The 16,760-nt window shown below is 58.7% G+C and carries 17 protein-coding genes; 8 read left to right on the forward strand and 9 right to left on the reverse strand.

Going from position 1 to position 16,760, the window contains the following annotated elements:
• Positions 1-80: 80 nt before the first annotated feature.
• The gene (locus C0039_RS13715) at positions 81-506 is read left to right on the forward strand and encodes a tetratricopeptide repeat protein (RefSeq protein ID WP_165787137.1); all 426 of its coding nucleotides are present in this window, start codon (positions 81-83) and stop codon (positions 504-506) included.
• Here C0039_RS13715 and C0039_RS13720 read toward each other — a convergent pair.
• Positions 503-1,984, reverse strand: coding sequence for an ATP-binding cassette domain-containing protein (locus C0039_RS13720; protein ID WP_101518376.1), 1,482 nt, complete (start codon positions 1,982-1,984; stop codon positions 503-505). The two genes, C0039_RS13715 and C0039_RS13720, sit on opposite strands and share 4 nt — an antisense overlap.
• A 73-nt stretch (positions 1,985-2,057) precedes the next feature.
• On the opposite strand from C0039_RS13720, the gene C0039_RS13725 reads away from it, so the two are divergent.
• On the forward strand, positions 2,058-2,681 hold the full coding sequence (locus C0039_RS13725; protein ID WP_232334888.1) for an NUDIX hydrolase: 624 nt from the start codon (positions 2,058-2,060) through the stop codon (positions 2,679-2,681).
• Here the strand turns inward: C0039_RS13725 and C0039_RS13730 are convergent.
• The 6 genes from C0039_RS13730 to C0039_RS13755 form a co-directional block, all read right to left on the reverse strand.
• Positions 2,678-3,844, reverse strand: a complete 1,167-nt coding sequence (locus C0039_RS13730) for a GGDEF domain-containing protein (RefSeq protein ID WP_075999346.1) — start codon at positions 3,842-3,844, stop codon at positions 2,678-2,680. The two genes, C0039_RS13725 and C0039_RS13730, sit on opposite strands and share 4 nt — an antisense overlap.
• 99 nt (positions 3,845-3,943) lie before the next feature.
• Positions 3,944-4,555, reverse strand: a complete 612-nt coding sequence (locus C0039_RS13735; protein ID WP_075999345.1) for an MBL fold metallo-hydrolase — start codon at positions 4,553-4,555, stop codon at positions 3,944-3,946.
• Between the two features lie 4 nt (positions 4,556-4,559).
• Positions 4,560-5,567 (reverse strand): porphobilinogen synthase, encoded by a 1,008-nt coding sequence (gene hemB, locus C0039_RS13740; protein WP_075999344.1) that lies wholly within the window; start codon positions 5,565-5,567, stop codon positions 4,560-4,562.
• 11 nt (positions 5,568-5,578) lie between these two features.
• Positions 5,579-6,865: a glutamate-1-semialdehyde 2,1-aminomutase gene (gene hemL / locus C0039_RS13745; RefSeq protein WP_101518377.1), complete on the reverse strand. Its 1,287-nt coding sequence runs from the start codon at positions 6,863-6,865 to the stop codon at positions 5,579-5,581.
• A 91-nt stretch (positions 6,866-6,956) separates the two neighbouring features.
• Positions 6,957-7,376 carry a CopD family protein gene (locus tag C0039_RS13750; RefSeq protein WP_075999342.1) on the reverse strand — a complete coding sequence of 140 codons (420 nt, stop codon included), beginning with the start codon at positions 7,374-7,376 and terminating at the stop codon, positions 6,957-6,959.
• Positions 7,377-7,393: 17 nt separating this feature from the next.
• The gene (locus C0039_RS13755; protein ID WP_075999341.1) at positions 7,394-9,118 is read right to left on the reverse strand and encodes a chloride channel protein; all 1,725 of its coding nucleotides are present in this window, start codon (positions 9,116-9,118) and stop codon (positions 7,394-7,396) included.
• A gap of 122 nt (positions 9,119-9,240) precedes the next feature.
• On the opposite strand from C0039_RS13755, the gene argC reads away from it, so the two are divergent.
• From argC to C0039_RS13780, 5 genes are all read left to right on the forward strand, one after another.
• Positions 9,241-10,272 (forward strand): N-acetyl-gamma-glutamyl-phosphate reductase, encoded by a 1,032-nt coding sequence (argC, locus tag C0039_RS13760; protein ID WP_101518378.1) that lies wholly within the window; start codon positions 9,241-9,243, stop codon positions 10,270-10,272.
• A 9-nt stretch (positions 10,273-10,281) separates the two neighbouring features.
• Positions 10,282-11,028 (forward strand): DUF6776 family protein, encoded by a 747-nt coding sequence (locus C0039_RS13765; protein WP_075999339.1) that lies wholly within the window; start codon positions 10,282-10,284, stop codon positions 11,026-11,028.
• A complete protein-coding gene (locus tag C0039_RS13770) occupies positions 11,015-11,488 on the forward strand; it encodes a bactofilin family protein (RefSeq protein WP_101518379.1) in 474 nt (157 codons plus the stop codon). The genes C0039_RS13765 and C0039_RS13770 overlap by 14 nt, the downstream gene beginning before the upstream one ends.
• A 75-nt stretch (positions 11,489-11,563) precedes the next feature.
• Positions 11,564-11,917: an iron-sulfur cluster insertion protein ErpA gene (gene erpA / locus C0039_RS13775; protein WP_076002143.1), complete on the forward strand. Its 354-nt coding sequence runs from the start codon at positions 11,564-11,566 to the stop codon at positions 11,915-11,917.
• Positions 11,918-11,931: 14 nt separating this feature from the next.
• A complete protein-coding gene (locus C0039_RS13780) occupies positions 11,932-12,375 on the forward strand; it encodes a DsrE family protein (RefSeq protein ID WP_165787138.1) in 444 nt (147 codons plus the stop codon).
• Here C0039_RS13780 and C0039_RS13785 read toward each other — a convergent pair.
• Both C0039_RS13785 and C0039_RS13790 read right to left on the reverse strand, forming a co-directional pair.
• Positions 12,372-13,502, reverse strand: coding sequence for an anhydro-N-acetylmuramic acid kinase (locus C0039_RS13785; RefSeq protein ID WP_279304938.1), 1,131 nt, complete (start codon positions 13,500-13,502; stop codon positions 12,372-12,374). The genes C0039_RS13780 and C0039_RS13785 overlap by 4 nt on opposite strands.
• Before the next feature lie 5 nt (positions 13,503-13,507).
• Entirely contained in the window at positions 13,508-14,923 is a 1,416-nt protein-coding gene (locus tag C0039_RS13790; protein WP_084179986.1) for a peptidoglycan DD-metalloendopeptidase family protein, read from the reverse strand.
• A gap of 156 nt (positions 14,924-15,079) precedes the next feature.
• On the opposite strand from C0039_RS13790, the gene tyrS reads away from it, so the two are divergent.
• Positions 15,080-16,375, forward strand: a complete 1,296-nt coding sequence (tyrS, locus tag C0039_RS13795) for a tyrosine--tRNA ligase (RefSeq protein WP_075999335.1) — start codon at positions 15,080-15,082, stop codon at positions 16,373-16,375.
• Positions 16,376-16,760: the final 385 nt, after the last annotated feature.

Below are 16,760 nucleotides of genomic sequence, written 5' to 3' on the forward strand. Positions count from 1 at the left end.
GCGATTGGCTGCCTGCTCCACCCGTGGTGATTGGCAACTTGGGTTACACTATGCAGTCGGATTTTACCTGGGAGCATCGAGTGCGGCTTCAGATCTTACAACGCCTGTTAGTCCTGGTGGGCTTGAGTCTCGTGCTCAGTGCCTGTGGCACCAACCCCTATTCCTTGCCAAAGATCGAGACGCCGGAGCCGGAGTATCGCGAGCCCGCGCCTGAGCCGGTGCCAGAGCCGCAGCCAGAGGTGTCCAGGCCTGCCCCTTCCGGCGCCCATGCCGGCTTGTTGGCTAAAGCTGACGACGCGCGCGAGCGTGGTGACTACGACCAGGCACTGGCTTATCTCGAGCGTGCACTGCGCATTGATCCTGACAACGCGGAAATCTATCTCGGCCTGGCGCAGACGCATGCAGCGTCCGGCAATGACAGCCAGGCCCGCGCAACTGCCGAGCGGGGGCTGCTCTATTGCAACGGTCACGGCCAGTGTGATGCTTTGAGATCTCTTGCCCGCTAGCAGTTTTCGCAGACCACGTTGAAGCCTGTATCGCCGGTTTCAAAGCGCAGATGCTGGTTGATGCAGGCGGGAACATCCCCGGCCGAATGGCTGACAAAAATAATCTGGGTATCGGAATGAGCGGCGATATGGTCGATGGCGCCCAGCATCAGCCGGCGATGATGCCCATCCAGCCCCAGGGTCGGTTCGTCCAGTAGCAGGATTGCCGGGGACTTCACCATCGCCCGTGCGAGCAGCACCATACGTTGTTGGCCAAAAGAGAGGGTGTCGAAACCCTCGCGAGATACCGCCGACATTCCCAGCGCTGCCAGCCATTGCTCAGCGATAGTGCGCTGTTCATCGCCCCAGTCATCATAGAGCCCGATGGTGTCGAAAAAGCCTGAAATCACTACCTCAAGCCCCTTCATGCCGCGCGCGAAACTGAGGTGTAACTGGTTATCCAGCTGCCCGTATTTTTGTTTGATGTCCCAGATGCTCTCTCCCGAACCGCGGCGTATGCCAAACAGCGTGATGTCCTGGCCATAGGCCTTGTGGTTGTCGCCGGTCACCAGGCTGAGCAAGGTGCTCTTGCCGCAGCCGTTGGGACCGGAAACGTAACAGTGCTGACCGTGATCGAAGCGCCAGTTCACATTGTCTAGTACGCGCAGCAGGCCATAGCTCACATTGACGTTGCGCAGCGCCAGCAGTGGTGCATCGCGGGGAATCTCGTAGGGCCTGGGGTATGGCGGGGGCAGCTCTCCAAGGCCCTCTGCCGGTGGGTTCATCAGCGCGGCGACATCCTCGCGCTCGAGCACGCGAGTTCGCTCGCCCTGGGTTAGTACCTCGCCGTTTTCCATGACCAGCACATGCGTGATGCCTGCCGGGAGGTCTTCCGGTTGCCGGCAGAGCATCAGCACGGTGATGTCAGATTGCAGCAGCTCTGCTATCACCTGCGACAGTTCCTGTTGCGAGCCGACGTCCAGGCCATCCAGTGGACTGTCCAGAATCAACAGGCCCGGGTCGCTGAGTATGGCCTTGACCAGCAATGTCTTGCGCATTTCTCCCGTGGAGATATAGCGCAGGCCTCGTTGCAGAATATGGCCGATACCGAGCCTGTCTACCCAATGCAGAAAGCGCTCATCGGGCGCGCTACGCTCCAGAATCAGTTGTTGCACCAGGGTGCCAGGATCCGCGGCGTCCGCCCTGGTTTCCGAATCGTCCAGTTTCCTGTCGCGCTCGCATAGTGCCCTGGCCTGTTCGAAGCAGACGTAGGCAACGCCTTTTTCAGCCAACAGCGCAGAGCGGGTATAATCGCCGGAAAAATGGCTTGCCTGGCCGCTGAGTATATTGGCGAGGCTGGTTTTTCCCGCGCCGTTGGGACCCAGGCAGGCCCATTGTTCGCCGGTGTGCGGTTGCCAGTTGAGACCATGCAGCGCGGGCAGGGCGCGGTAGACCAGTTGCACGTTGTTCAGGGTAAGCAGTGTAGAGTCTTTCATCATCTGGCGCCCCGTGGCGCTTGTACCGCTGGCTACGGGCTGGCTTAATCCTCTAAATTTTATAGGAAAAGTACTGTTGTCGGTTTCTCTGTTACATCTTGTCGAATCACGCCTGGACGCCTTCAACCCCAGGAAGCCGCTGCTGCGCCGGCTGATGAAGCGCTCGGCAGTCGCGCTGGTGCTGCAGATACGTGAGGGCGAGCTGCACATTCTAATGATCAAGCGCGCGGAAAGGAAAGGGGACCCCTGGTCGGGACATATGGCTTTCCCAGGAGGCCGCATGGACAAAACCGATGCCCATGGCTACGCCGTCGCCGTGCGCGAAACAGAAGAAGAGGTCGGCTTGACGCTTGGCCCGGGCGATCGCTGCCTGGGGCGACTCTCCGACCTCAATGCCCGTCCGCGCAAAGGCACCCTGGGTATGGCAGTCAGCCCCTTTGTCTTTCATCTGGAGCGCGAGGTGCGCTTCACGCCCAACTACGAGGTGGCCGAAGTGATCTGGGTGCCGCTGGAGTACCTTCTCAATGTAGAAAATAGGGAGGAAATGGTGTGGGAGTTCCGGGGGCTGAAGATACCTATGCCCTGCTATCGCTATCAGGGGCGCTGTATCTGGGGTCTTTCCCTGATGATGCTGGATGAACTGATGGACTTGATAGAAGGAGGCAAGAACCCGCTGCGCCCGCGGTGGAGAAGGCGCTAGTGCAGCATGGCCGGAGCCGGTGTCTCCAGCGCTGTAGCTGAGCCCAACTGCTTTGCCCGGTACATCGCCCGGTCCGCTTTTTCTTCCAACTCACGCCGCGTCTCCCCATCTGCCGGATACATCGCGACGCCACAGCTGACGCCCAGGCAAAAGTCGATATTGCGCAGCCTCACCGGTTGTTTGATGGCGGCCACCAGTTTGGCGGCGATCTTCGGCATGTCCTCGATGGACCGCATGTTTTCCATGATAACGACGAATTCGTCGCCCCCCAGTCGCGCTATCAGGTCAGTTTCGCGCACATGCGCACGCAGGCGCTCTCCGAGTTTGACCAGTAGCGCATCCCCCATGCCATGGCCGTGGGTATCGTTGATTTCCTTGAACTCGTCCAGGTCAAACATCAGCAGTCCCAGAGGTTTACCCTGGGTTGCAGCTCTCTCCAGTGATTGCGACATGCGCCGGGCATAGAAGCGGCGGTTGTAAAGGCCAGTGAGTTCATCGTGTGAAGACAGGTGCTCCAGTTCCCTGTTGGCCTTTTGTAATGCGTGTCGCAGGCGTTTATTGAGCTCTGCATAAATCATAATCACGCTGACCACAGCAATACCCATGGACGCATAAGCGAGGGTGATAGCTATATTGTAGTTATGCGGCATGATGATCTGGCTGAACTCCACGCCGATTCTCTCCAGGCCGAGAATGACCACCCAGATCAGGATGACCAGAGTGGTCCAGAACATAGCGGCCCAGACGCTGCCCACGATGGCTGCCATGACCGGAGCGAGTATAAGCAGTGCGTAAGTGGGTGATTGGGTGCCGCCAAAAAACACGCAAGCTACTGTGAATGCGCTGGTAAAAGCCAGCAGCAGTATGTGCATGGCGGCCAGGCGATTGTGCAGGTAGCGCAGGATAAGCACAGTTGCCAGCACTGCGAAACCGGTGGTGACAAAAAGCGCCGTCGCAGCTGAACGCCCTTCCGGCGACATGTCGATCACCCAAGAAGAGATCACGGTCAGTGCGACCACCGTTAACAGCCAGAAGAAGCTGGTGATGGCGAGAATGCGCTGGCGATAGTTTTCCTCGTCCAGCGGGCGCAGCGGGTCGCGCCCGGTACAGACGCCTATCCACCACTCGCGAACGTTGGCCAGTTTTTGCAGAAACCTTTGCATAGTGTTGTCTGGCTGTATCTGGATTAGCGGTTTTTATACCCTATGTGCTGCGCAATGGCCTGAGTTATCTCTACATTTTAGTGATTCGCCAGAACGCCGCTATTGATCGCCACCACGCAGAAAGGCCCGGGTATCCAGCATCAGCTCACGCAGGGCAGGATCCTCCCGGCTCGCCTCCAGTAAGGCGTTGGCATCCGCTTTGCCTTCTATAAAGGCGGCAACGAGGTCCAGCAGTACCGGGGTCATTTTGGGTTCGTGGACCCATCTTGGCGACTGCACCAGTGCGCCGCTTACATACCCTTCGCCAAGGCTTAGCCAGTAACCACCGCAGCTGGACAGCTGATAGTCGCCGATGCGCCCGTAGCTGATATTCGGTGTGCCAGGATCGAATCCGCCGGGTACATCCTCGTCGATCTGGTGCAACGCCATTACCCAGGCGGAGCCCGGTGGAAACAATGCGGCCTGCGGCCGACAGTAATCGCCCGTTTTTAGCCAGATGCGCAGGATTTCACCTGCTGATGAGCCGCGCAGGTGGCGGACAACGTGCAGGTCTATGGAGTTACCCTTGCCGGTGATCACTTCTCCAGCGATGACCAGGTCGGCGGTATGCTGTACATCCACAAAAGAGCCTTGCCACAGGCATTCGCACTGCGAACTGGCGGGCATGCCGGGGGTGAGCAAGGCAAGGCAGATGAAGAGGCGCGACCACATGCTCTTACTGCAGCGCTTTGGCTGCCTCGATAGCGAAGTAGGTCAGGATGCCGTCGCAGCCGGCTCGCTTGAACGCCAACAGGGATTCCAGCATGACCGGTTCCTGTTGCAGCCAGCCGCGCTCGAAGGCAGCCTGGTGCATCGCGTATTCGCCGCTCACCTGATAGGCGAATGTGGGCGCACGCAACTCGTCTTTGACCCTGCGCACGATGTCCAGGTAAGGCATGCCGGGTTTGACCATAATCATGTCCGCACCCTCGTTCAGGTCCAGGGCACATTCATGCAGGGCTTCGTCGCTGTTGGCTGGGTCCATCTGGTAGCTGAACTTATTGCCTCCCTTGATGTTGCCGGCGGTGCCCAGGGCATCACGAAAAGGGCCGTAATAACTGGAGGCGTACTTGGCGGCATAAGACATGATCAGGGTATTGGCGCAGGCGGAAGCTTCCAGTGCCTGGCGAATCGCGCCGATGCGTCCGTCCATCATGTCTGACGGCGCCACAATGTCAGCACCGGCCTCGGCATGAGATAGTGCCTGTCGCACCAGTACTTCCGTGGTGATGTCGTTGAGCACGTATCCGTGGTCGTCAATGATGCCGTCCTGTCCGTGGGTGGTGAAGGGGTCCAGCGCAACATCAGTAATGATGCCTAACCCGGGTACGGCGTCCTTGAGCGATCGCACTGCGCGCTGCAACAGTCCCTCAGGATGGTGCGCTTCCTCAGCCATAAGGCTCTTCTTTTCCAGGCTGACTACAGGGAACAGCGCGATCGCTGGAATACCCAGTGCCGCAATTTCCCTGGCCTGTTGCACCAGCAGGTCGATACTCAGACGCTCGATGCCCGGCATTGAAGGTACTGCCTCGCGCTGGCCTTCACCTTCCAGGACAAAGACGGGATAAATGAGGTCTGCGGGGGTGAGCAGGCTCTCACCCACCAGGCGGCGCGAGAACTCCCGGGCACGCAGGCGGCGCATTCGGGTGGAGGGGAAAGGGCCGCGTGCTGAACTGAAACTCATGCTCTCTTCCTCTAGCTGGAGAAACGCGCGAAAGCGGCACGGGCCGCTTCCACTGTGGACTGGATATCTTCATCGGTATGCGCGCTCGACATAAAGCCGGCTTCATAAGACGCCGGCGCCAGGTAAACACCCGCATCCAGCATCATGTGGAAGAAGCGGTTAAAACGCTGGGTATCACAGGCCATAACCTGCGTGTAGTTCTGGATATGCGCTGCGTCGGTGAAGAAGCCACCAAACATGGTGCCCGCGCAGTTGGTGGTAAACGCAATGCCCTCCTCCCTGGCGGCAGCCTCCAGTCCGTTACACAATTCCTGCGTGCGCTGGAACAGGGGGTCGTAGAAGCCTTCTGCGGAGATGACTTCCATTGTGGCCAGGCCCGCGGCCATTGCGATGGGGTTGCCGGAGAGGGTGCCAGCCTGGTAAACCGGCCCCAGCGGCGCTATCTGCTCCATAATGTCGCGCTTGCCGCCGAATGCACCTACCGGCATGCCGCCACCGATAACCTTGCCCAGTGTGGTGAGGTCCGAGTCGATGCCGTAGTGCCCCTGCGCGCCATGCAGGCCGAAACGAAAGCCGGTCATCACCTCGTCCAGAATCAGCAGGGCGCCGCTGGCGGTGCACACTTCGCGCAGGGTTTCGAGGAATCCGGGCGCGGGCGGAATGCAGTTCATGTTCCCGGCGACTGGCTCAACGATGATGCAGGCTATTTTATCGCCGTGTTCCGCAAACGCGCGCCTGACACCCTCGGCGTCGTTGTAGGTGAGAGTCATGGTGTGGTCTGCCAGTACCGCAGGAACGCCGGGAGAGCTGGGAACACCGAGGGTGAGTGCGCCCGACCCGGCCTTGATGAGCAGTGAATCGGAGTGGCCGTGGTAGCAGCCTTCAAACTTAACGATGGTGTCCCGTCCGGTGTAAGCTCTCGCCAGACGTATGGCGCTCATGGTGGCTTCGGTGCCTGAGTTGACCATGCGCACCATGTCCATGCCCGGCATGATCTCGCAGATGCGGTCCGCAAGCTGTATTTCCAGCTCCGTGGGCGTGCCGAAGCTCAGCCCTTTCTCACTTTGGCGGATGACCGCCTCGCGCACGGCCGGATGGTTATGGCCCATCAGCATGGGGCCCCATGAGAGCACGTAATCGGTGTAGCGCTTACCTTCCGTGTCGTAGATATATGCGCGATCGGCGCGGTCGACAAACACCGGGGTGCCGCCCACGGCCTGAAAAGCCCTGACCGGCGAGTTGACGCCGCCGGGGATGTGTTGACGGGCGCGTTCGAATAGTTCCTGCGAGGTGCTCATATGATATCTACTGCCTGAATCTGGTTAACGGGGCCGCTGTCGCCGCCGGGAGCCGAATTATCGGTTCTGTTGGCGAGAATATCCAGCACACTCAGAAGGGCTTGAGTACGGCAAGGATCACCATCGCAAACAGAAACAACACCGGTACTTCGTTGAAAAATCGGTAAAAAGTATGACTGTGGTCATCACTCTTCTCCATGATCGCCTTTACATAGCGACCGCATTGCAGGTGATAAACCACCAGAAAGACCATGCCTGCCATCTTCAGCCAGAACCACTTCGCCTGCATGTAGTAGTCGGGGTTGAGGCTGAACAAGCCTATCCCCAGCGCCATGAGTATGTACATGAAGGGTGTGATAAAGCGGTACAGGCGCCGCGCCATGATTGCGAGGGTCTCCCGCGTTTGTGGATGATCGCTGGCAGCGTAGTTGACGAACAGGCGCGGTAGGTAAAACAGGCCGGCAAACCAGCAGACGACGAAGATAATGTGCAGGGCTTTCATCCACAGCATGGCAGCGTTCCTTGGGTCTACAGTCGGGCGAGGGTGAACTTCTCGATACTCTCGCGGGTAATGACCCCGTGCAGTATCGGTTTACTGGCGGTGCGACTGCGCTCGTAAATACAGGCCGCTTCCGCCGTCTGCTTGCCAATGCTGTCCAGCGCCTGACGCAGGCTCGCCTGCAACGGCACTTCGGCTATGGTCCAGCGGCGGATATCCGCGTCGGTGATATCAGTTGCGGGTGATGCCACGCTTTCAGCCAGCCATTCCAGTAGCGTCTCGCCTTGTACCAGATAGAGGTCCTGGCCTTCGCGAGTCACCAGGCACCAGGCCGGTTTGAATTCCAGTAACGGTACCCTGTCGTCATCTGTCAGTATCGCCGGTACCCTCACCACGCGAGTGTCCATGATAGATCCGACGTGCGTGCGATGCAGTAGTTGATTCAGCGGGTCATCAGGTACCGAGCGCTCAAATTGGCGCAGCAGTGCCTGGTGCAGCGCGCGCTGGTGAAATATGCCGTTGCTGGTCAGGTTGGCGGCAACGATTGCCAGCATGGCGGGCATGCTGATCTCGATGCTATGGGTTAGCTCGATCACAGCCAGCATTGCCGCCAGTGGCGCGTTCATGACTGCACCCATGGCTGAGCCCATGCCAATAAGAATATAAAGGGTGGGGTGTGATGCCATTTCCGGCATGACCAGCTGGCCAATGTGCCCCAGGGCGCCGCCGATGCAGGCGCCTATCAGCAGGTTGGGCCCGATAATCCCTACCGGCATCCCGGCGCCTGCGCTGATCGCTGTCGCGGCGATTTTCGCCAGAGCGATAATCACCAGCCACGTCACCGCAATCTGGCCATGTAGAGCGAGGTTAAGCGTGTCGTAGCCAATGCCCATGATCTCCGGCACGCACCAGGCCAGCGCACCAACGATGATGCCGGCCAGTGCAAAACGCGCGGTCACGTCGATGTGGGAAAAGCGCGCTGTGAGCTTGGCGATGCGGATGAAGGCAACCGCTGCCAGGCCGCAGCTGAAGCCAAGGAAGATAATGTAGGGCAGCTCCGCCAGGGAGGCTAGCTGCAGTTCCGGCAGGGCGAAAACGGCGCCGCCTCCGGCCAGTGTCCGGCTGATGGCGGAAGCGGATACAGCGGCGAGGATAACCGGTATAAAGCCGACGACGGTGTATTCCGCGACAACCACCTCCATCGCGAAGATGACCCCCGCCAACGGGGTGTTGAACGCCGCGGCAATACTGCCGGCAGTGCCACAGGCGATTAGTACCCGCAGGCTGTTGCTGGGTAGCCCCAGGCGTTGACCGATCAGGCTGTTAACCGCGCCGCCCAGGTGTACTCCGGGTCCTTCGCGGCCACCTGACAGCCCCGAGCCCAGGGCAAAAGCACCACCGATAAATTGTACCAGGGCATTTTTCACGGGGAGTGCGCCATAGTGAGAATGCATGCGGCTCAGCACGTGGATAATGCCGGTTTCACGGTCTTCGCTGCGCAGGAGTCGATAACTCAGTCCCAGTATTACCGCTCCCGCCACAGGCAGTAAGAAGTGCATCATTGGTGGCAGGGACTCGAAGTCCTCGCCGCGCTCTCCAACGCCCCAGACTGCCGCCACCAGCACGATAGATTGTTCGAAGGCGAGGATGACAAGCCCTGAGGCAATGCCGCCGACGACGCCCAGCAGGGAGTAGGCCAACACGGAATCGTAGTTGGTCAGTAACTGGCGATAGTTATTGATCTGCTTGCGCACGTGGTATCCGTGGCCTCGTTTAAAAAGACAATATTACCAGTTAATTACCGTGATAATGCTTTTATACTATCCGGTCAGTCGCGCGCAGCACTCTGCGGGAAAACGAGTCCACAGGAAACACTATGGTAAAGGTTGGTATTGTCGGTGGCACCGGGTACACCGGCGTTGAGCTTCTAAGGCTATTGGCGCTCCACGAAGAAGCGGAGGTAGTGGCGATTACCTCGCGCGCCGAGAGTGGTCGTCGCGTCGATGACCTGTACCCGAACTTGCGCGGACACTACGAGCTGGCTTTCAGCGAGCCGGACGTCAGGCAGCTTGCCGCCTGCGATATTGTGTTCTTTGCAACGCCCCACAATGTGGCAATGAACCTGGTTCCAGAGTTGCTGCAGGCGGGTGCACGAGTGATAGACCTGTCTGCGGACTACCGGATTCGCGATCCGCAGCTCTGGTCGCGTTGGTACGGCGAACCCCATGCCAGCCCGGAAGTTTTGCGAGCGGCTGTTTACGGGTTGCCCGAGGTGAACCGCTCCAGTATTGCGGGAGCGACCCTGGTGGCATGCCCCGGTTGTTATCCCACCTCTGTGCAGCTGGGCTTGATACCTTTGCTGGCGCGCCAGGTCGTGGACCCGATGCACCTGATAGCCAGTTCGGCCTCCGGGGTCAGCGGCGCCGGGCGTCAGGCCAAGGTAGATAATCTTCTCTCCGAGGTCGCGGACAGCTTCAAGGCCTACGCTGTGACCGGGCACCGCCACCTGCCGGAAATAGAGCAAGGTTTGTCTGATGTCGCGGGCAGCCCGGTTGCATTAACGTTTGTACCGCACCTGCTGCCGATGATCCGTGGTATCCACTCGACGCTTTTCGCACGACGGGTAGACACCTCTGTCGATCTGCAGGCCCTCTATGAGGACTGGTATGCAGACGAGCCTTTTGTGGATGTATTGCCCGAGGGGATGTATCCGCAGACCCGCACCGTGAAAGGGGCCAATCGCTGCCAGATTTCGCTGCAGGTGCCGCAGGGGCGCGATACGGTGGTGGTAATGTCGACCATCGATAACCTGGTCAAGGGCGCGTCCGGGCAGGCGATACAAAATATGAATATCATGCTGGGGCTGCCCGAAGACATGGGTCTGAAGCAAGTGGGCCTGCTGCCCTGAGGCCGGTACATGTTTTCGCCACGCCACAATCATCTGAGTAGCCACGAACTTGAACGGCTGAATAAGCGGCGTCAGTTGCTGGCGGGGGTGTTGCTGGTCCTGCTGTTGGTCGCCGCCTTTTTGTTTGGCGAGCGTGCTGCCTACAGCGGTCTGGGCCTCAGGCCGGAATTGTACGAGGCCATGAAAGTTGAGGTGCCAAGGCTGCAGCAGCGTGTGGTTGAACTGGAAACTCAGCTGGACGTGGAGCGAACCGCGGCAGAAGTAGATAAACGTGCATTGGAGATGGTGCGCAGGGAAATCGCTGTGCAGAAAGACGAGATAGCCGGCCTGGCCGAGGGGCTGCGTTTCTATCGCAGCCTGATGGCGCCGGGAGATATCGCCCAGGGCCTGAGCTTGCGGCCGCTGGAACTGGTGCAGCAAAATGATCCCGGACGGTATTCCTTCCGTATTGTCGCCCAGCAAGAGGCGCGCAAGCACTCCTTGTTAAATGTGGACTTATTTGCAGAGGTCGTTGGTGTGCTCGATGGGGAGCGAGTAAGCTATTCTCTGGCAGATCTCAGCGAAGAGCTGGAAAGCAATCCCATACCTCTGCGGTTTCGCTATTTCCAATCCACCGAGGGGACGCTGACTCTACCAGAGGGCTTTGAGCCCAGGAGCGTGAGCCTGGTGGCCAAAACCACCTCGCCACGGGGGATGGAAGTCCAGGAGGAATTCCCCTGGCAACTGAAGGAGAAGTTTACCCATGTTGGGAAGTAAGAAGACGGGCTTTGGCGCGGGCGGGAATACCACCCTGGTATCGCGGGACACGGTGATTGTGGGTGACGTGCATTTTTGTGGCAATCTGGATGTCGAAGGTGTTGTGCAGGGCAACATTGTTGCTAAAAACGGTAAAGACGCCCTGGTGCGAATAATCGACAAAGGCAGGGTGCAGGGCGAAATCCGGGCCCCGTCAGTGGTTATCAACGGTATTGTCGAAGGCGACGTGCATTCCAGCAAACACCTTGAACTGGCAGCTAAAGGCCGGGTCAAAGGCAACGTGCACTACACGCTGGTGGAAATGGCAGCTGGCTCCGAAGTCAACGGCAGCCTCACTCATATAGAGCCAGAGGCGCAGGAAGGCGCGCGAGAGGTCACGCCGAACCCGGCCGTGGAAGTTACCGAGGCTCGCACCGGCAAGCGCCCGGTCACTGGCAAGGTTGCTCCTGTTAAAAGTTGACTAAAATACTCGGGTTTAGCATAATTCGGGGTCCTGAAGTATCTGGCGGCCAGATGGTCGCTAATGAGCGGAGCCATGTCTGTAGCTGAATCCTTTAACCCTGCCAGTATCAACCTGACCGGTAACGCCGTTCGCAAGGTGCGCGAGTTGGTCGACGAGGAAGGGAATGAGGCCTTGAAGCTGCGCGTGTACATCACCGGCGGGGGCTGCTCAGGCTTTCAGTATGGATTCAGCTTCGACGAAGACGTTGCTGAAGACGATACAGCCATCGAGACCGGAGGGGTGACCCTGTTGGTGGACCCTATGAGTTTTCAGTACCTGGTGGGCTCTGAAGTGGATTACACGGAAGGTCTGGAAGGGTCACGCTTTATTGTCAGCAACCCTAACGCCACCACTACTTGTGGTTGTGGTGTGTCCTTCTCAGTCTGACACGAGTTTATCGCTTGCGCTCCGCCCTCAGCTGTCTTGTTCTGTTGGGCTGCATACTCCCCCTTGCCCTATGGGCCGCTGACGACAAACCTCCAGCGCCACGCTATGTGGCTGATATTGAGTTGCAAACTGACGCCGACCTGAGTGCACTGCTGAGCAGGGCTGAGCAGTTGCTAATCGACGGGGAGCTGAGCCAACAGGACGGCGCCCTGGTTCTGGTGCTGCATGGCCCCGTGCTGCGCTCATTACTCCGACCCAATTACGCCCGCAACAAGACGCTGGTCAACCAGGCCGCGAGTCTTTCCGCGCTGGGGCTGCTCGAGGTGAAGGCCTGTCGCACCTGGATGGGAGCCAACGGCGTTAACGAAGAGCAGTTACAACCCTTCGTCAAGGTCGTGTCATACGGAGCGGGTGAGGTGACGCGGCTGGTGGAGCAGCAGGGCTATATTGCCTTCTAGCTGTCGTTGCCGGGATAGATGGCGCCCAGTACGCGTGGGCCCCTTGCCCCGGTGACGACTGGCGCATTTCCGGGTAATGCTGCGAGGGTGCGCCAGGCCAGCCAGGCAAAGGTCGCAGCCTCAACCCAGTCGGGTGGGATGCCCAGACTTCCCGTATCCGCCAGGTGAACGCCGGGTAAGGCGATCGCCAGGCGCTCCAGCAGGTGGCAATTGTGCGCGCCGCCCCCACAGACATATAGCTCAGATATTTCGAGGTCGCTGTCCTTGATAGCGCCGGCAATCGTGATGGCGGTGTACTCGGCCAACGTCGCCTGTACGTCCGCTGCGTCCTGTGCGGGCAGTGCGGTGAGTATTTCCTCCAGCCATGCCCGGTTGAATGCTTCCTTGCCGGTGCTGCGTGGCCCCCGCAGGTCAAGGTATGGGTGTTGCAGCAGCTGCCGCAACAGGGTTTCCTCAATCCTGCCGGATGCGGCCCAGCTTCCATTCCGGTCAAAAGCATCACTGCGATGACGGTTGATCCAGTGATCCATCAGGGTATTGCCCGGGCCGGTGTCGAAGCCTGAAACGAGGTCTTCTCCCTCCAGCAGGCTGACGTTGGCGATGCCGCCAATATTGACAATAGCCCTGTTGGTATGGGGTTGGCCGAAGGCATCTGCATGGAAGGCGGGCGCCAGTGGCGCGCCCTCGCCGCCAGCGGCCAGGTCCCTGCGCCGGAAATCGGCGACGGTGGTGATACCGGTAATCTCGGCAATGGTGTTGGGGTCGCCAATCTGTAGTGTGAAGCTCTCGCTGGTTGCATGGCCGCCGGATGGAGGGCGGTGGCGGATAGTCTGGCCATGGCTGCCGATGGCAAGTATGTCTTTACCGTCGATACCGGCTTCATTCAATAGTTGCAGCGCGGCCTGCGCAAAGAGTTGACCCAGTTGGCGGTCCAGGGTGCCCAGCCGTTCGATTTCATCCTCTCCGCTGTGGCTTATCTGTGTAACCTTGCTGCGCACCGCGTCGGGGATGGGGTAGTCCAGGGTGTGTACCAGTCTTGTCCGCTCATTAGTGGTGTCGAGCACAGCGCAGTCTATGCCGTCAACGCTGGTGCCGGACATCAGCCCGATAAGGAGTCCTTCACGCAAGGCTGTCAGCCCCGGTCATCGTCGGGTCTGGTCATGGCCAGACGGGTGTCCATATCTTCCTGTAGTTGCGCCAGTTCAGTGGTCACTGATGAAATTGAGGCGCTGAACTGAGCCATTTCAGTCTGTGGCAATGACTTGGCCTTGGGCAGCTTCTTATGAATGGTGCGCGGGTTGCGGTGAACGCCGTTCATCAGGAACTCATAGTGCAGGTGGGGGCCTGTCGCAGCACCCGTGGAGCCCACTGTGCCAATAACCTGACTTTGGTCTACTTTCTGCCCCTGCTTTACCCTGCGTTTGTGCAGATGCAGATAGCGGGTGACGAACTGCTCACCGTGCTGGATGAACACGTAGTTACCGTTGGCCCTGCTATAGCCGGCTTTAATAACGCGGCCATCACCGGCTGCGTACACTGGTGTGCCGGTAGGTGCGGCATAGTCGGTGCCCCGGTGAGGGCGTGCGGTCTTGTAGATAGGGTGTATGCGCCGTGGGTTGAAGTTGGAACTGATGCGCGTGAAGTCTACCGGGGCCAGCAGGAAGGCCTTGCGCATACTGACGCCGTCCTCGTTGTAATATCCGGTATCTCCCTGTGCATCCGTGTAGCGGTAGGCGGTGTAGGTTTTGCCCTGGTTGGTATAGGACGCGGCAATGATTTCGCCATCGTCAAACTTGCTTCCATCGAGGTAGAGTTCCTCGAAGATCAGGTGCATGGTGTCGCCCTTGCGGGGATCGCCGACAAAGTCGATCACACCGCCAAAGATGTTGGCCATATCCATGATCGTGGTATGTGACAGTCCCGCCTCCTGTCCGGCAAGAAATAGCGATGAGGTAATTACCCCTGTCGCAGTAGACACGCGTTTCTCCGGCTCTCGGGCCAGGGTCTTGCTGCTAACGCCATGCTCGTCAAGGGTGTAGGCGATGGTCTCAAGCTCGTTCTTGACATGGCGAACAGAGATCAGCTTGCCAGCAGCGTCGCCCTGGAAGGCGATTGTCTGTCCCGGGTAGATGCGAGCCAGTCCTTTACCGTCTGCCGATTCGGTAACGATGCGGTGGACCTCTTTATCGCTGTAGCCGGCACGCTTGAAGATAAGTGACAGGTTGTCACCGCTGCGAACTACCTGCTCTTCCCAGGGCGCTTCAACCGGCACGCTGAGTGCGGGCTCCGGCAGTCCGGTGGCGGGCTTTTCGTGTTGCAGCGGTGCTGCCTCTGCCGTGACAGCGGCTTCACTCGAGGCGACCTGAAGATCAGGCTTTGGTGATTCTTCGGTATCGAGTCCAAGCGCGATGACAAGGCAGCCGACGACCAATGCGCCAGCAACAACGTGCCCGCGCCGCACCTTGAGGCGCGGCAGGCGGAAGTTGGCCAGAGCGGGTTGTTCAGCGCGGATTGCGGTGGCCCCTCTTGGTCGGTTCGCTGAAGACATATTGCCGGTGGTTTTTCCCATTACCTGAAGTCGCGAGTATATAAAACATTTGACAACTTCTATAGACAAGAAGTGCCATAAGCTTGCATTTGCAAAGGGGTGTTGTATGGTTGGCGCCCGTTTTTTGGCCAACTGATAACACCAAGAGAACCCCCCATGAGCAGTGCACTACTCGAGGAGCTCCGCGCTCGCGGATTGATTTTTCAGATTGCCGGCGAAGATGAGCTTGCGGGCTGGCTTGACGGTGGTTCACGCACGCTATATTGCGGTTTTGACCCGACTGCTGACAGCTTGCATATAGGTTCACTGGTGCCGTTACTGATGTTGCGTAGATTTCAGCTCGCTGGGCACAGGCCGCTGGCGCTGGTGGGTGGCGCTACTGGTCTTATCGGAGACCCCAGTTTCAAGGCGCAGGAGCGCCAGTTGAATACAGCCGACGTGGTATCGGGGTGGGTCGAAAAGCTCAAGCGACAGGTTTCTCAGTTCATCGATTTTGAGGCGGGCGAAAACTCGGCTGAGGTAGTGAATAACCTGGATTGGGTTGCCGGAATGGATGTGCTGACCTTCCTGCGGGATGTGGGCAAACACTTCTCGGTCAACGCCATGATCCAGAAAGAATCGGTCAAGCAGCGTATCGAGCGCGAGGGAAGCGGCATCAGCTACACCGAGTTTACCTACATGATTCTGCAGTCTTTCGATTTTGCCGAATTGAACAAGCGCTATGACTGTACGCTGCAGCTGGGTGGCTCTGACCAGTGGGGCAATATAACCGGCGGCATTGACCTTACCCGGCGTCTCAACGGTAATCAGGTGTTTGGCCTGACCATGCCATTGATTACCAAGGCCGATGGCACCAAATTTGGCAAGACTGAGTCGGGCACGATCTGGCTGGATGCCAAAAAGACCTCTCCCTACGCTTTTTACCAGTTCTGGCTGGGGTGTGCAGACGCCGACGCCTATCGTTTTCTTAAGTACTTCACGTTCCTTGATGTCGCCGAAATCGACGCGATTGAACGTTCAGACGCCGAACGGCAGGGCCGGCCTGAAGCCCAGGCGGTATTGGCACAGGAAGTGACCCGGCTGGTACACGGCGAGGCGGGCCTGTCCGCGGCACAACGTATCACCGAGTCGCTTTTTAGCGGGTCTATCGAGGCGCTCAGCAAGGATGATCTGGCGCAGCTGCGCCAGGACGGTTTGCCCGCCAGTAGTATTGTGCGTGCGGCGTTCCCGGATACGCTCACCCAGATGTTGACCGACGCGGGGATGGCCGCGTCGGGGAAGCAGGTGAAGGATGCGTTGGGGCGCAATGCGGTGACTGTTAACAACCGGCCTCTGGGCTGGGATGACAATGCCCGTGTTGATGCATGCTTTGATCCTGGTGAAGCACTGCATTCCCGTTACTACCTGGTCAGGCTGGGCAAGAAAAAGTACCACCTGTTCGACATTGAATAGGAAGAGCTGCACGCAGCGCGCTTGCCCCGGGTCTGTGCAGGGTGCTTCGCACCTGCCGTCGGCTCCCCAGGGGCCCCGGCAAACCCCGAAAACTGGCCCCGGGATTCGGCAAAAATTGGCATTTCCGGAATATTGTGAAAAAGAGGTTGCGTCGCCAATAGTCGCTGCGTATAGTTCGCCTCCCTCGAGTGAGGACGGCGCCATCGGTACCGTGGAATACCCCTTTAAAAACCGAGCTTTTTCATAAGCTTATGTTTAACAGGTGGTGTGATAACTCAGGGCAGCAACGGTAACTTTTTTCATTGAAATGGTTGCCAACAGGAGCGCCGGCTGTATAATGCGCCTCCACGTTTGGGAATAGCCCGAACACAATCCCACGCCCTGG

It is taken from the genome of Pseudohalioglobus lutimaris (assembly GCF_002866825.1).
Lineage (GTDB): Bacteria > Pseudomonadota > Gammaproteobacteria > Pseudomonadales > Halieaceae > Halioglobus > Halioglobus lutimaris.

What these genes read in the sequence shown, in the direction of transcription:
- C0039_RS13720 (WP_101518376.1), bottom strand. Translation starts at nt 1,984, where the DNA reads ATGATGAAAGACTCTACACTGCTTACCCTGAACAACGTGCAACTGGTC.
- C0039_RS13730 (WP_075999346.1), bottom strand. Translation starts at nt 3,844, where the DNA reads ATGCAAAGGTTTCTGCAAAAACTGGCCAACGTTCGCGAGTGGTGGATA.
- C0039_RS13735 (WP_075999345.1), bottom strand. Translation starts at nt 4,555, where the DNA reads ATGTGGTCGCGCCTCTTCATCTGCCTTGCCTTGCTCACCCCCGGCATG.
- hemB (WP_075999344.1), bottom strand. Translation starts at nt 5,567, where the DNA reads ATGAGTTTCAGTTCAGCACGCGGCCCTTTCCCCTCCACCCGAATGCGC.
- hemL (WP_101518377.1), bottom strand. Translation starts at nt 6,865, where the DNA reads ATGAGCACCTCGCAGGAACTATTCGAACGCGCCCGTCAACACATCCCC.
- C0039_RS13750 (WP_075999342.1), bottom strand. Translation starts at nt 7,376, where the DNA reads ATGCTGTGGATGAAAGCCCTGCACATTATCTTCGTCGTCTGCTGGTTT.
- argC (WP_101518378.1), top strand. Translation starts at nt 9,241, where the DNA reads ATGGTAAAGGTTGGTATTGTCGGTGGCACCGGGTACACCGGCGTTGAG.
- C0039_RS13765 (WP_075999339.1), top strand. Translation starts at nt 10,282, where the DNA reads ATGTTTTCGCCACGCCACAATCATCTGAGTAGCCACGAACTTGAACGG.
- C0039_RS13770 (WP_101518379.1), top strand. Translation starts at nt 11,015, where the DNA reads ATGTTGGGAAGTAAGAAGACGGGCTTTGGCGCGGGCGGGAATACCACC.
- erpA (WP_076002143.1), top strand. Translation starts at nt 11,564, where the DNA reads ATGTCTGTAGCTGAATCCTTTAACCCTGCCAGTATCAACCTGACCGGT.
- C0039_RS13790 (WP_084179986.1), bottom strand. Translation starts at nt 14,923, where the DNA reads ATGTCTTCAGCGAACCGACCAAGAGGGGCCACCGCAATCCGCGCTGAA.
- tyrS (WP_075999335.1), top strand. Translation starts at nt 15,080, where the DNA reads ATGAGCAGTGCACTACTCGAGGAGCTCCGCGCTCGCGGATTGATTTTT.